The following is a 13,236-nucleotide window of genomic DNA, read 5'->3' as shown; positions in this document are numbered from 1 at the left end:
CAGGCCTGAGCCCTGGCCGGGAAACCGACGCGTCCGTCTATGCGTCACCCACGCCAACGACAACCGGCGCATACCCCCGCCTCCGGGCCGTTCGTGCGCAACTCGGGCCCCGTCGTCGCGCCAGTTGAACCGCCGACGCAAAGAAGCCACCGCGCCCGGCATCAACCGGCCGGCACGACCGACACGCCCCTGCCTGCATCCCGCAAACGCAAACAACACCTGCGCGCACATCGCCCACGCTTACGCCTTACCAGCGCCGCTCCGCCCAGGCATCCCCCTCGCTCAAGCCCCGCCCTCACCTGCGCCAAACACACGCGCGAAAAAAAAGCCGCGCACAAGGTCGCGGCCTCAAACACACATCGCAACGCAGGGAACCGGCGTCACGCGACAAGCCTACACGCCGACTCATGACAACCCAATTTCCATGTCGACGAACGCGACGAGGCGGCAACGCAACAAGCGCGAGAAAAATCGGGTTCCGACACCGGTAAAAATAGGGAAATGGGACGACCTTAGGTCATAATGTCCGCAAAAATTCCCAGCAAGGACGCCACGTGACCCTCGCCGCCTCGCTCGACCTGCTTAAGCAGGCGCGCGCCCGCTTCACCCAACGCGAAATCGCCGCGCACGTCGGCAAGGACATCAAGACGATACGTCGCTGGGAAAAAGGCGAGACGCCTTGTCCGGCGATGCTGGAGCCCGCGCTGCGCGACTTGCTGCGACAAGGCGCGCGAGCGGCGAACTCAGCGGGCGACGCGGCGTCGTTTCGCTTCATCGATCTGTTCGCGGGAATCGGCGGCATCCGCATGGGCTTCGAGGCGCACGGCGGCGAGTGCGTGTTGACCAGCGAGTGGAACGAGTTCTCGACCCGCACCTATTGCGACAACTATCCGGGCGGCGACGGCCATGCGCTGATCGGCGACATCGTTACGTTTCCCGCCGACGAGGTGCCGAACCACGACGTGCTACTCGGCGGCTTTCCGTGTCAGCCGTTCTCGATCGCGGGCGTCAGCAAGAAAAACGCGCTGGGCCGGCCGCACGGCTTCGAATGCACGACCCAGGGCACGCTCTTTTTCGATGTCGCGCGGATCATCGCCGAGAAGCGCCCCGCCGCGTTCCTGCTCGAAAACGTCAAGAACCTGCTGTCGCACGACAAGGGCCGCACCTTCGACGTGATCCTGCAAACGCTGCGCGACGAACTCGGCTACGAAGTGCATTACCGCGTGATCGACGGCCAGCATTTCACGCCGCAGCATCGCGAGCGCATCATCATCGTCGGCTTTCGCGGCAAGACAGAGTTCACGTGGGACGATCTGCGCCTGCCCGAGCACGGTCCGCGGCTCGGCTCGATCCTGCATCGCACCGACGGCAGCGAACCGGTGCTGCCGTGGGACCACGATCGTTTCTTCGACCATGCCGCGCGCTGCGTGCAGCCGAAGTACACGCTCACCCCAAAGCTGTGGGCCTATCTGCAGCACTACGCGGCCAAGCATCGCGCGGCGGGCAACGGTTTCGGTTTCGGCATGGCGTATCCGGATAGCGTCACGCGTACCTTGTCGGCGCGCTATCACAAGGACGGCTCCGAAATTCTCGTCTATCAGGGCGAGGCGCTGCGGCCACGGCGCCTGACGCCGCGCGAATGCGCGCGCCTGATGGGCTTTCCCGACACCTTCCGGATTCCGGTCAGCGATACCCAGGCGTACCGTCAGTTCGGCAACAGCGTCGTGATGCCGGTGATGCGCGAAGTGGCGCGTATCATGCTCCCGCACGTGCAAATCCTGCTCGCCCAACCGACCCGCGATGCCTCGAAACGCCCGCAACCGCTCCATGCCTAAGCGCCCCGCCCTATCACGTGGCCCACGTAGCCCACTCACCGCGCGCACTGCGTTCGCCCGCTGACGATGGTCGATATCGTCGATAGCGCGACCCGCAGCCGCATGATGTCCGGCATTCGCGGCCGCAACACCAAGCCGGAGATTCTGATCCGCAGCCTGCTGCATCGGCAGGGCTTCCGCTTCCGGCTCGACGCGCGCGACCTGCCCGGCCGTCCCGACATCGTGCTGCCGCGTTATCGCGCGGTCGTGCTGGTGCACGGCTGTTTCTGGCACGGTCACGACTGCCATCTGTTCAAGTGGCCGCAAACGCGCCCCGAGTTCTGGCGCGACAAGATCGGCCGCAATCGCAGCAACGACGACAAGGTGCGCGCCGCGCTGCTGGCGAGCGGCTGGCGGGTCGCGGTGGTGTGGGAATGCGCTTTGCGCGGTGCGAATCGCGATATCGCGGGCGTGATCGAACGGCTTGTCGACTGGCTGAAAAGCGACGCGCCCCAGTTCGAGGAACGCAGCTAGAACCCACGCCGAAAACCACGCGTCGCTGTGCGGCTCGCGCGAGTCTCGCGACCGCTGGTGCTACACTCGACAAGCTAACCCGGAGCGCTTTCGAGATGAACCGCACAGTACTTTCCGGGCTGTTTTTCAGATGTTTTCGCGGCCCGTCCCGCTGCCATCCGGCGTGCCGTTGCATGCGCCCCGGCCATCCGGCCGCCGCGCCATCGCTTGCTCCAACGATCCCAGAACCAATCAACAAGGGAGGCACATCATGGCTGACTTCCGTCTCTGGTCCGACGACTTTCCCACCAACGGCTTCATGCCGAAAGCCCAGGAATACAACGACAAGGCGTTCGGCAGCGACGGCGAAAACATCTCGCCATCGCTGCAATGGGAAGCGCCGCCCGCCGATACGCAAAGCTTCGCGCTGACCGTCCACGATCCCGACGCGCCGACCGGCAGTGGCTTCTGGCACTGGGTCGTCGTCAACATTCCGGCCGATGTGCGCTCGCTACCGCGTAACGCCGGCAAGGCGGACGGTTCGCTGCTGCCGCAAGGCGCGCTGCAGGTGCGCAACGACTACGGTACGGTCGGCTTCGGCGGCGCCGCGCCGCCGCGCGGCGACCGCACGCATCGCTACATCTTCCGGCTGCATGCGCTGAAGGTGCCGCATCTGCCGATAAGCGCGGAAACCACCAACGCGATCGCGCGCTTCATGACGCACCTGAACGAAATCGACTCGACGACCCACACGGGCCTCTACGAACTCAAATAACATCGGCATGCGGCGCTGGCGTCCCGGCAACGCGGACGCCCGGCGCGAAACGCAACGGCCAACCCATCCGCGCCGCCCCACTACAACTCGAATAATCGATGCACGCACAACCCTCGCGTAAGACCGGCTCCGCGTCGTCCGCCGCTTCTTCGTTCGAACACGCCGACGTCGGCCTGCCGGTTCCCCAACGCTACTGGGCGATGCTCGTGATCGCGCTCGCGTTGACGCTCGCGGTGCTCGACAGCGCGATCGCCAACGTCGCGCTGCCGACCATCGCCCGCAATCTCAACGCCAGCGCCGCCGCGTCGATCTGGGTCGTCAACGCGTACCAGCTCGCGATCACGATCTCGCTGTTGCCGCTCGCATCGCTCGGCGACCGCATCGGCTACCGGCGCATCTATCTGTCCGGGCTGATCCTGTTCACGGTGGCGTCGTTCGGCTGCGCGCTATCCACCTCGCTGCCGGCGCTCGCGCTCGCCCGCGTGGTGCAGGGCTTCGGCGCGGCCGGCATCATGAGCGTGAACACCGCGCTCGTACGCATGATCTACCCGCCTTCGCAACTCGGGCGCGGCGTCGCGATCAACGCGATGGTGGTGGCGGTGTCGTCGGCGGTCGGGCCGACGGTGGCCTCCGGCGTGCTCGCGGTCGCGTCGTGGCCGTGGCTGTTCGCGATCAACGTGCCGATCGGGATCGCGGCGATCGTCGGCGGCTTCAAGGCGCTGCCGATGAACCCCGGCCACGAATCGCCGTACGACTATCTGAGCGCGGTGATGAACGCGCTCGTGTTCGGCCTGCTGATTTTCGCGGTCGACGGCCTCGGCCACGGCGAGCGCTTCGGCTACGTGACGCTCGAAGCGCTCGGCGCGCTCGTAATCGGCTACTTCTTCGTGCGCCGTCAGCTCACGCAAACCGCGCCGCTGCTGCCGATCGATCTGCTGCGCATTCCGGTGTTCGCGCTGTCGATCGGCACGTCGGTGTGTTCGTTCTGCGCGCAGATGCTGGCCTTCGTGTCGTTGCCGTTCATGCTGCAGGAAAACCTCGGCATGTCGCAGGTCGAAACCGGTCTGCTGATGACGCCGTGGCCCGCGATCATCATCCTCGCCGCGCCGATTTCCGGCGTGCTGTCGGACAAGGTGTCGGCGGGCTGGCTCGGCGGCATCGGCCTCGCGGCGTTGACGGCCGGTCTGCTGCTGCTCGCGACGCTCGGCCCGCACCCGGATCCGCTGCAGATCGCGTGGCGCATGGCGCTGTGCGGCGCGGGCTTCGGCATCTTCCAGTCGCCGAACAATCGCACGATGCTATCTTCGGCGCCGCGCGAGCGCAGCGGCGGCGCGAGCGGCATGCTCGGCACCGCGCGCCTGACCGGCCAGACGCTCGGCGCGGCGCTGGTCGCGCTGATCTTCGGCGTCGCGCCGCAGAACGGCACGATCATCGCGCTGTATGTGGCCGCGGGGTTCGCGGCGGTCGCGGCGGTCGTCAGCACGATGCGGGTCACGCAGAAGGCCGCGCAGCCGGCTTGAGGGCGTATTGGCGTTTGCGCTTGTGTCGCCTTTAGATGGGCCGGCAGGTGCGCTTACATGTGCGCTTGTACCTGCGTTTGTATCCGGGCTTGTACGTGCATTCGCGCTCATGCATTCGGCGCGGACCGCCGCGCGAACAGACGCATCCACCGCGCAAGCCCCACACGTCCCACACGCAAAAGGGCGCGCATCGCACGACGCGATGCGCGCCCTTCTGCTTTGAGCCCGCTGCGAATCTATTTGCTTCGTTCTCCGATCTTCCCTGCCGCCGCACCTCGGGACGTGATCGACATGCACGCCGCCCGCCCACGCGGGCAGCGTCCGTCCGCTCAGGACGATGCCGTCACGTCAGCGAGCTTTACCGCTTTGGCCGTCACCGAAGAAGCGGTCGCGACGTGGCGCAGATCGTCGAGGAACGTATCGCGCCACACCGACAGGTTGTTCTCCCGCATCGGCTTCATCATGTCCGCGTGGCGCGCCTGACGTTCGGCGAGCGGCATCGATAGCGCGCGCTCGAGCGCTTCGGCCATCTGCGACAGATCGAACGGATTGACGACCAGCGCGCCCGGCAACTGCTCGGCCGCGCCCGCGAATTGCGACAGCACCAGCACGCCCGGATCGGCCGGATCCTGCGACGCGACATACTCCTTCGCGACGAGATTCATGCCGTCGCGCAACGGCGTCACGTAGCCGACCTGCGACTGCCGGAACAGCGCCATCAGCAGATTGCGTTCGTACTTGCGGTTCAGATACTGGATCGGTGTCCAGTCGAGCTGCGCGAACCGGCCGTTGATACGGCCCGCCTCGCCTTCGAGTGTCTGACGGATACGCTGATAGGTCTGCACGTCGGCGCGTGTCGGCGGCGCGATCTGCACCAGCGACACCCGGCCGTGCCAGCCCGGCGCGTTCTGCAACAGCCGCTCGAATGCCTGGAAGCGCTCGACCAGTCCCTTCGAATAATCGAGCCGGTCGACGCTCATGATCAATTTGCGCCCGCGCATGCCGTCGCGCAGGCTCTTCACCGGCTTGCGGTCGGTGAACTGCTCGGCGGCCTTCGCGATCGCGTCCGGATAGATGCCGATCGGATACGCGCCGACTTTCAGGAAGCGGTTATACGCGTGCACCATGCCGTCTTCGCTCGACGTGCCGTGCTGGCCGCGCTCGATATAGTCGACGAACGACTGGCGGTCCGCCTCGGTCTGAAAACCGATCACGTCGTAGCTGCACATCGCCTTGACGAGTTCCTCGTGCGGCGGAATCGTGCGCAGCACTTCGGGCACCGGAAACGGAATGTGCAGGAAAAAGCCGATCGGGTTTTTTACGCCGAGCTCGCGCAGGCAACGCGCGAACGGCAGCAGATGGTAGTCGTGTACCCAGATGATGTCGTCGGGCTTCAGCAGCTCTTTCAACTGCTTCGCGAGCGTCGCGTTGACGCGCTGATATCCCGCGTAATCCTCACGATCGTAGCGCGACAGGTCGTTGCGGTAGTGGAAGGTCGGCCACAACGTCGTGTTCGAAAAGCCGCGGTAGTACTGATCGTAGTCGCGCTTGGTCAGGCCCACCGTCGCGTACGTCACGTTGCCCTGCTTCTCGATCACGGGCGCGGACGGTTCGCTGACGGTTTCGCCGCTCCAGCCGAACCAGACGCCACCGGTCTCCTTCAGCGCGTCCAGTACGCCGATCGCAAGGCCGCCCGCCGCCGGGCGCGCTTCCTGAATCGGTGCGACACGATTCGATACCACGATCAATCTGCTCATTAGTGCTCCATTGTTTCGTTGTATGCGGATATGTGCCAAAACGGTGCATGCAAGTCGCGTGCCGAATTTAGAGATGCAAGAAATAAAGTTGTATGCAGATGTGACGGACGAGTAAAACCACGCGGCGTCAAGAAACCGCGAAGAAATTTTTTCTGCCTGACAGGACGAAGCCGGAAGTTTTCTTTACCGACCGTCGAGCACGCGACAGCTGTCTCGCCGCGCTCGACGGCCCTCAGGCGTCCTGCTCGGAGCCCAGATCACGCTGGTATTCGAGCCCTTCCTGACGCACCCCGCCCTGGTTGTGCTCGCCGTCCGGTGGCGTATGCGGCGCAATCCGGTTCTGCGCCGCCGGGTCCGGCGACTCCGCCGGCTCAGTCTGCACGTCGGCCGGCCGGGGGCCGCGCTTCGAATGCCGGGCGGAACGTCGCAATGCGGGATGTCTCATGGTCAATGCCTCCGGAGGAAGCGTGCCGCCTGTTGCGGCATCCATACAGTCTAGGGGGCGCAACGGTAAATTGCCGGTAAAAGATGCGCCGGCTTTGTAACAAGTACATAAATTCGCCGCCCGGTTTTGGGGCAACGGCTCCGGGGCGGTGCGACGGTGATTGCAGCGAGGAAAGCGCGCGGAATGACGTGCCCGGAATGACGTCGTCATGCCTCGAAGCTGCCCTTGATTCGGTACTTTCAACCCTGCTTTCAGCACCGCATCGACGGCGGACGGGACGCGCCAGCTTGCGGAGTTTGCGTGGGCTGTGGCGGCGGATCGCCGATCGGCGGCGTCAACGGTTCGATGGGTTCGATCGGATCGGGCGACGGGCCGGGAACCGTATCGGGCTCGGCCGGATTCGGCGGCGCGGGAGGAGGCGTGGTGGGCGGCTCGACCGGCTCGGGCCGGTGAGCGTGTAGCGGGAACGACACGGGAACGGCAGCGTTGTGCGGCATCTCGGTGACCTCGTTTTACGTTCTTCTCGAACGCAGCAAGGCATGTGCCGTTGTGCGGGGACCGCCCGGCAATGCGGGCGGTCCGACAACCAGGTGCGCGCGCTGATGGCGTCGGTTTGCCTGAAGGCACCGAGCGAAGAGCGCGGCGGCCGTAGGTCATACAGCGACAGCGGCCACCGATGCGGCCGCGTGTCACTCAGGCGTCCGCGCCGCCTAACGCGCGCGATTCGTCGGCGGAGTCGCCGTCTTCGCGCGCATCGTTGCCGTATTCGACGAGACGGTTGTACAGCGTCTTCAGGCTGATGCCGAGGATCTCCGCGGCGCGCGTCTTCACGCCGCCGCACTGCTCGAGCGTTGCCAGAATCAGTTGACGGTCGGCCTCTGCGAGCGAGGTGCCGAACGGAATCGTGATCGCGGTGCCGGCGGCCGGCTTCGACAACGAGATCTGCAATGGCACGGTGGCGGTGTTATCCGAATCCGCGCTCGACATGATGTGCGCGCGCTGCACGTAGTTCTTCAACTCGCGCACGTTGCCGGGCCACGGATACGTCAGCAGCATCTCCTTCACCGCGGCCGGGAAATGCTTCTTCGTGCCATGACGCTCGTTCAGTTCATCGAGGAACGCCTGCGCGAGCAGCTCGACATCCTTGCCGCGATCGCGCAGCGGCGGCAGGCTGATCGGAAACACGTTCAACCGATGGTACAAATCGAGCCGCAGCTTGCCTTCGAGCACCGCCTGCTCCGGATCGCGATTGGTCGCCGCGATCAGACGCACGTCGGTTTCGATTTCCTTCGTCGTGCCAACGCGCATGAACATGCCGGTCTCGAGTACGCGCAGCAGTTTTACCTGCAGCTCGATCGGCATTTCCGTGATTTCGTCGAGGAACAGCGTGCCGCCGTTCGCGCGCTCGAAATAACCTTTGTGCTGCCTGTCGGCGCCGGTAAACGAGCCGCGCTCGTGGCCGAACATCTCCGATTCGATCAGGTTCGGCGAGATCGCGCCGCAGTTGACCGCGAGGAACGCGTGCTTGCGGCGCAGGCTCAACTCGTGCAGCGTCTGCGCGGCGACTTCCTTGCCGGTGCCCGATTCGCCGACCAGCATGACCGACGCCGCCGTCGGCGCGACCCGGCTGATCTGGTCGTAGACCTCCTGCATTGCCGGCGAATTGCCCAGCATCAGACCGAAGCGGCCCATGCGGCGCAACTCGCCGCGCAGCGTGCCGATCTCGGCCTTCAGGTCGCCGGCGCGCGGCAGGCGCGACAGGATCGCCTTCACGCGCTGCATGTTGATCGGCTTCACGAGGTAGTCGGCCGCGCCCATTTTCAGCGCGCTCACCGCCGACTCCACCGTCGCGTGGCCGGTGATCACAATGAACTCGACGCCGGAGCGCGGATCGAGATCTTCGAACAGATCGACCCCGCTGCCATCGGGCAGCTTGAGGTCGGTGAAAACGACATCCGGCATCTGCCGGACCAGTTGAATCCGTGCTTCGCGCAGATCGCCCGCAGTGGCGGTGGTCAGTCCGTCTTCCCCGATGATGGCGGAAAGCGCCTCGCGGGTACCCGCGTCGTCATCGACAATCAGTACATGTGGCATCGCGTTTCGAAAGCCTGCAAGCGTGGGTAGGAAATAAGCGACGCATGCGAGCGGGCATGCGGCAAAGACCGCCGGCTACACACGTCAAGTCGCGCCGGTCATTTATTTCGCAAAAAATTGCAACAATTACACGGCAAATCGCAGAAATTACCGCCTCATTGTTGTTTATTTAACCATTATACGACTTTATAGCACGCATTTAACAAGCACTTCCAGGCGTCGCCCGACAATCTGCGGCCGACGGCACAGGGCGAAAACGCGCGCGCGCCGGCGTGCGCGTGCTGACCGGAAAATCCGGCCGTAACACTGACCAGGCGGCCGCGTCAGCCGCGCGGAAACGGCCACGCGTGGCCTTCGCCATTCATCTGTCCCGAACCGTTGGTACTTTGCGTGGCCGGCGCGACCTCCTCCGCCCTCGGCGCCGGAGAGGCCACCGCGCCGCCCTCGTTCTCCCAGCGGCTCAGGTCACGCGCGGCGGAAAATTGCCCACTGCGTTTGTGCTGCACGTAGCGAACCGCCAGAAAGCCGCCAAGCGCCATCAACGCGCCGAAGATGCCAATTGTGGGTCGTGCCATCGTGAACTCCTTTACTTGAGTCGGGGATGCGAGGCGTGCGGTGTAAAGGTCATGCATTGCGAGTGTCGTGCACTGCGCCGCACGACGACGTCGATCCACGCAAACGCGACGAAACCGTGCCGAAACTCATCAGAAACCGCCGAGCCTGGACCTAACTTAACTTAATGCCCCTAACGCGCGACCAGCACGCCAAGCAGAAAGCCGGTGCCCGCCGCGAGTGCCAACGAGCGCCACGGGTTGTGACGCACGTAGCGCTCGGTCGTCACCGTCGCCTCGCGATAGCGGCGCTGGGCATTGCGTTGCGCGTCGCCGAGCGTCGACTGCAGCGTTTCCACGTGCGTGCCGAGGCGGCTGCGCAACGCGTCGACGCCCTCCCCCGGCACGTTGGCGGCAAGCCGCAGCATTTCCTCGGAATCTTTCAACAGCACCCGGAGATCCTCGACAATTTTCTGGCCGCCGAGTGCAAGTTGTTGCGTGGTATCGGTCATCGTTCACTCCTCGTCCAGGTCGGCGTTCGTGCGGACTTCGCGGTATGCGTGCGTCGCTGGATAACGCATGCGCCCGTCGCCGGCTGCCTCGCACCTTGCTAGCGGCTGCCGGCCAAAAGCTCGCACGATTGGATGAGTCGGTCAATGATGCAAAGCACGTGCCCGGTAAATTTACCGTCCAAGCACACTGAAACAGGCACTATTTGGGCACTTTTCGACCGATCGGGCGCAGAGCTATTTCGTGCGGCGCCGCATCGATTGCCGGAAACAGTGTCGAAGTGGTTAAATCGATGTTTGTGAGATAGTGGCTGTATCTGGCCATTTGCGTTCATTACGTTCAAGGCCTGCGCGCCGCAGCACGAACTTCATTTGCACAGGACTCCCCGTTTATGGCGTCAATCGATCTGGACTCGCCCACCGTTTCCGCTGGCGGCAATGCTTCGTCACAAGCGAAGCAGCGCGTCGCGGACGGCGTCGCGGGACTGAAATCGTACGGCTTGCTGTTCGGCTCGTCGCCGGTGATGCTGGATCTGTACGAGCAGATCGAGCGCGTCGCCGATACCGACGCGACCGCGCTGATCATCGGTGAATCGGGCACCGGCAAGGAGCTGATCGCCCGCACGATTCACGAGCGCAGCAGCCGCAAGGACAGCGCATTCGTCGCCGTGAATTGCGGCGCGATTCCCGACGAACTGATCGAGGCCGAACTGTTCGGCCACGAGAAAGGCAGCTTCACCGGCGCGGTACAAGGCCGCATCGGCTACTTCGAGCATGCGAACGGCGGCACGCTGTTTCTCGACGAAATCACCGAAATGGCGCCGGTGCGCCAGGTCAAACTGTTGCGCGCGCTCGAAACCGGCACGTTCTATCGGGTCGGCGGCAACGAGCTGATCAGCGGCAACGTGCGCGTGATCGCCGCGACCAATCGCGACCCCGCAGTGGCCGTGAAGGAAAACGGCTTGCGCGAAGACCTGATGTACCGGCTCGCGGTTTTTCCGCTGCGCGCGCCACCGCTGCGCGAGCGCGAGAGCGATCGCGAACTGCTCGCGCAATACTTCCTGATGCAACTGAATCAGCAGGAAGGCACGAACAAGAGCTTCAGCAAGCGCTCGATCGAAACGCTGCGCGCGTGGTCGTGGCCCGGCAACGTGCGCGAACTGAAGAACGCGGTGTATCGCGCGTTCATTCTTGCGGAGAAGACGGTCGAGTTGCCGCATCCGCATCTCGCGTCGCGGGTCAAGAAGGCGGTCACGCAGGGCGACGCGATGAGCGTATGGATCGGCACGCCGCTCGCCGACGCGCAGAAGCAGATCATTCTCGGCACGCTCAAATATTGCGGCGGCGACAAACGACGCGCGGCGAAAGCGCTCGGCGTGAGCCTGAAAACGCTGTACAACCGCTTGAGCGCGTACGGCGACGGGAGCGGCGAAGACGACGCGGAGCAATAGCGGTCTCTCGATGGCGTAGTGCCGCGCGCCGCTGATCCACGATTGCGGCTCGCGGCATTCCCTCCAGATGCGCGGCGTCGTACACGCCGCCTCATCCGCGTCGTGCATTATTGCGTCTTTCGCACCGTATCATTTCACCCCTTGTTTTCACCGCGCATCATGCTGCCGCCGCACGCGTGCACCGAAGCTCGTCGGGGCGTCGTTTCGCTACACCCTCTCTAATTCGAACAACTCTGACGGAAAATTTGTCTCATTCGCAAATTACCTGGGATAACCAGGCAAAATATTTCCGATCTCATTCAGAAAATCTTGCACCCCGCACGCTGTTTTGCAATTTCTTGCATTTTCCCAGTGCCAATTACAAAACGCATCCTGCACAATGCGGCAGCGTATTGAACGACGTGCCTCCCGTTCACATGCTCCGCGCGCGTGATCGATGGCACCTGTACGGCAGGGACAAGAGAAATGCAAAAGAACATGGTGTGGGCCGGCAACGCGAAAACCGTTGTCGCAAGCAAACGCCCTCACGCAACGGCGCTCATCGCGCTCGCGCTGGCGGTATCGTCGGCATTGAGCGGTTGTAGCTCGCTGTATTCGGAAGGCGCGGTAGCAGGCGCCGGTATCGCGGGTGCCGCGGTTGCGACCAAGGTCACCAGCAATGCGGCCGTCGCGACCGGTATCGGTCTCGGCGCGGTCGCCGCGGCGCGCGCCGGCGTGCAGTACTCCGAGCGCGTGGTCCATCGCAACACACAGAACAGCATCGCGCAGGCGGCCGGTCCGCTCGAAATCGGCGCGGTGGCCCCCTGGAGCATCGTCCACTCGTTCCCGATCGAAGACGACGAACACGGTCGCGTGACGGTCAGCCGTCTGATCAGCACCGGCGCGCTCGACTGCAAGGAGATCGTCTTCTCCGTCGACCAGGAAGCGAAGCGCGACGTGCCGGCCAGCAGCGCCTTCTACATCGCATCGATCTGCCGTGACGGCAAGGACTGGCGCTGGGCCTCGGCCGAACCCGCCACCGAGCGCTGGGGCGCGCTGCAATGATCGCGCGCGTCGCTTCACTTCGGGCTTCATCGCAAGCTTCGTCCGAGTCGACGCCGTGTGCTTCGCCTGAGTCAAAGCAGCGTGGCGCGCGCTTACGCAACTCATCCGTCTGCGGCAATCGTCTGCGGCTTCTCGCCGCCGGCGCGCTGTGCGTCGGCGCGAGCCTGCTGACGAGCGGCTGCTCGTCGATCGGCGCGGCAAGCGGCGCGGCCGCGGGCGTCGCGTCCGGCATCGTCACCAGCAATCCGGCCGTCGCGCTCGGCGTCGGCGTCGCGGTGCAAGCCGCAACCGACGAAGCCATCGCCCGCTACATGCGCAGCATGCACAAGGATCAGCAGGATCTGATGGCGGCGCTGGCCGGCACGATGGCGGTCGGCGAGACGAAGCCGTGGTCGGTCAAGCATACGTTGCCGATCGAGAACGGCCACGGCGAGATACGCGTGACCCGCGCGGTCAGCTCGTCACTCGTGCTGTGCAAGGAATTCGTGTTCTCGGTCAAGGACGGCGACGGCCCTGACGCACCCGTGAGGTGGTTCACGGCGGCCGCCTGCCAGCAGGACAAGGGCTGGAAATGGGCGACGGCCGAACCGGCGGTCGCACGCTGGGGCAGCCTGCAATAAAAAAAGCGGCGAGGTTTGAACTGACCCCGCGAAGTTGGACGGTTAGAGATTAAACGGTACGCGAGGCCTGGGTCCTGTATTGCACGGGACTCAGGCCTTTCAACTTGAGCCTGATGCGTTCGTGGTTGTAGTAATGGATATAA

General features: G+C 64.4%; 14 protein-coding genes. 7 read left to right on the top strand and 7 right to left on the bottom strand.

Annotated features, from left to right (window positions below; translation table 11 throughout):
- The first annotated feature begins 554 nt into the window (after window positions 1-554).
- From dcm to HHL14_RS19270, 4 genes are all read left to right on the top strand, one after another.
- Window positions 555-1,835 (top strand): DNA (cytosine-5-)-methyltransferase, encoded by a 1,281-nt coding sequence (gene dcm / locus HHL14_RS19285; RefSeq protein ID WP_169499225.1) that lies wholly within the window; start codon window positions 555-557, stop codon window positions 1,833-1,835.
- Window positions 1,836-1,901: 66 nt separating this feature from the next.
- Window positions 1,902-2,348, top strand: coding sequence for a very short patch repair endonuclease (locus HHL14_RS19280; protein ID WP_169499224.1), 447 nt, complete (start codon window positions 1,902-1,904; stop codon window positions 2,346-2,348).
- A gap of 250 nt (window positions 2,349-2,598) precedes the next feature.
- On the top strand, window positions 2,599-3,102 hold the full coding sequence (locus tag HHL14_RS19275) for a YbhB/YbcL family Raf kinase inhibitor-like protein (protein WP_169499223.1): 504 nt from the start codon (window positions 2,599-2,601) through the stop codon (window positions 3,100-3,102).
- 98 nt (window positions 3,103-3,200) lie between these two features.
- Window positions 3,201-4,622, top strand: a complete 1,422-nt coding sequence (locus HHL14_RS19270) for an MFS transporter (protein WP_169499222.1) — start codon at window positions 3,201-3,203, stop codon at window positions 4,620-4,622.
- Between the two features lie 329 nt (window positions 4,623-4,951).
- Here the strand turns inward: HHL14_RS19270 and otsA are convergent, their stop codons facing one another.
- The 6 genes from otsA to HHL14_RS19240 all read right to left on the bottom strand — a co-directional run bounded on the left by otsA (window position 4,952) and on the right by HHL14_RS19240 (window position 9,981).
- Window positions 4,952-6,379 carry an alpha,alpha-trehalose-phosphate synthase (UDP-forming) gene (otsA, locus tag HHL14_RS19265; RefSeq protein ID WP_169499221.1) on the bottom strand — a complete coding sequence of 476 codons (1,428 nt, stop codon included), beginning with the start codon at window positions 6,377-6,379 and terminating at the stop codon, window positions 4,952-4,954.
- Window positions 6,380-6,611: 232 nt separating this feature from the next.
- The gene (locus tag HHL14_RS19260; protein ID WP_169499220.1) at window positions 6,612-6,824 is read right to left on the bottom strand and encodes a hypothetical protein; all 213 of its coding nucleotides are present in this window, start codon (window positions 6,822-6,824) and stop codon (window positions 6,612-6,614) included.
- A gap of 251 nt (window positions 6,825-7,075) precedes the next feature.
- A complete protein-coding gene (locus tag HHL14_RS19255; RefSeq protein ID WP_169499219.1) occupies window positions 7,076-7,321 on the bottom strand; it encodes a hypothetical protein in 246 nt (81 codons plus the stop codon).
- 196 nt (window positions 7,322-7,517) lie between these two features.
- Window positions 7,518-8,918, bottom strand: coding sequence for a sigma-54-dependent transcriptional regulator (locus HHL14_RS19250; protein WP_169499218.1), 1,401 nt, complete (start codon window positions 8,916-8,918; stop codon window positions 7,518-7,520).
- Window positions 8,919-9,241: 323 nt separating this feature from the next.
- On the bottom strand, window positions 9,242-9,493 hold the full coding sequence (locus HHL14_RS19245; protein ID WP_169499217.1) for a hypothetical protein: 252 nt from the start codon (window positions 9,491-9,493) through the stop codon (window positions 9,242-9,244).
- Window positions 9,494-9,663: 170 nt separating this feature from the next.
- Entirely contained in the window at window positions 9,664-9,981 is a 318-nt protein-coding gene (locus HHL14_RS19240) for a DUF883 family protein (RefSeq protein WP_169499216.1), read from the bottom strand.
- Window positions 9,982-10,370: 389 nt separating this feature from the next.
- On the opposite strand from HHL14_RS19240, the gene HHL14_RS19235 reads away from it, so the two are divergent.
- The 3 genes from HHL14_RS19235 (at window position 10,371) to HHL14_RS19225 (ending at window position 13,093) form a co-directional block, all read left to right on the top strand.
- Window positions 10,371-11,429 carry a sigma-54 interaction domain-containing protein gene (locus tag HHL14_RS19235; protein ID WP_169499215.1) on the top strand — a complete coding sequence of 353 codons (1,059 nt, stop codon included), beginning with the start codon at window positions 10,371-10,373 and terminating at the stop codon, window positions 11,427-11,429.
- 465 nt (window positions 11,430-11,894) lie between these two features.
- Window positions 11,895-12,473 (top strand): hypothetical protein, encoded by a 579-nt coding sequence (locus HHL14_RS19230; RefSeq protein WP_169499214.1) that lies wholly within the window; start codon window positions 11,895-11,897, stop codon window positions 12,471-12,473.
- Window positions 12,470-13,093: a hypothetical protein gene (locus tag HHL14_RS19225; RefSeq protein ID WP_230413132.1), complete on the top strand. Its 624-nt coding sequence runs from the start codon at window positions 12,470-12,472 to the stop codon at window positions 13,091-13,093. The genes HHL14_RS19230 and HHL14_RS19225 overlap by 4 nt, the downstream gene beginning before the upstream one ends.
- A gap of 49 nt (window positions 13,094-13,142) precedes the next feature.
- Here HHL14_RS19225 and HHL14_RS19220 read toward each other — a convergent pair.
- A partial coding sequence (locus tag HHL14_RS19220) for an IS3 family transposase (protein ID WP_169495559.1) occupies window positions 13,143-13,236 on the bottom strand: 94 nt, incomplete at its 5' end.

The organism is Paraburkholderia antibiotica, assembly GCF_012927125.1.
In the GTDB taxonomy this organism is placed as follows: Bacteria; Pseudomonadota; Gammaproteobacteria; order Burkholderiales; family Burkholderiaceae; genus Paraburkholderia; species Paraburkholderia antibiotica.
Note: the sequence above shows the minus strand (reverse complement) of the source record. Positions and strands in the feature narration are given on the sequence as shown.

Coding starts and splice junctions, on each gene's coding strand:
- HHL14_RS19270 (WP_169499222.1), top strand. CDS start 3,201: ATGCACGCACAACCCTCGCGTAAGACCGGCTCCGCGTCGTCCGCCGCT.
- HHL14_RS19275 (WP_169499223.1), top strand. CDS start 2,599: ATGGCTGACTTCCGTCTCTGGTCCGACGACTTTCCCACCAACGGCTTC.
- HHL14_RS19240 (WP_169499216.1), bottom strand. CDS start 9,981: ATGACCGATACCACGCAACAACTTGCACTCGGCGGCCAGAAAATTGTC.
- HHL14_RS19260 (WP_169499220.1), bottom strand. CDS start 6,824: ATGAGACATCCCGCATTGCGACGTTCCGCCCGGCATTCGAAGCGCGGC.
- otsA (WP_169499221.1), bottom strand. CDS start 6,379: ATGAGCAGATTGATCGTGGTATCGAATCGTGTCGCACCGATTCAGGAA.
- HHL14_RS19245 (WP_169499217.1), bottom strand. CDS start 9,493: ATGGCACGACCCACAATTGGCATCTTCGGCGCGTTGATGGCGCTTGGC.
- HHL14_RS19250 (WP_169499218.1), bottom strand. CDS start 8,918: ATGCCACATGTACTGATTGTCGATGACGACGCGGGTACCCGCGAGGCG.
- HHL14_RS19235 (WP_169499215.1), top strand. CDS start 10,371: ATGGCGTCAATCGATCTGGACTCGCCCACCGTTTCCGCTGGCGGCAAT.
- HHL14_RS19280 (WP_169499224.1), top strand. CDS start 1,902: ATGGTCGATATCGTCGATAGCGCGACCCGCAGCCGCATGATGTCCGGC.
- HHL14_RS19225 (WP_230413132.1), top strand. CDS start 12,470: ATGATCGCGCGCGTCGCTTCACTTCGGGCTTCATCGCAAGCTTCGTCC.
- HHL14_RS19255 (WP_169499219.1), bottom strand. CDS start 7,321: ATGCCGCACAACGCTGCCGTTCCCGTGTCGTTCCCGCTACACGCTCAC.
- HHL14_RS19230 (WP_169499214.1), top strand. CDS start 11,895: ATGCAAAAGAACATGGTGTGGGCCGGCAACGCGAAAACCGTTGTCGCA.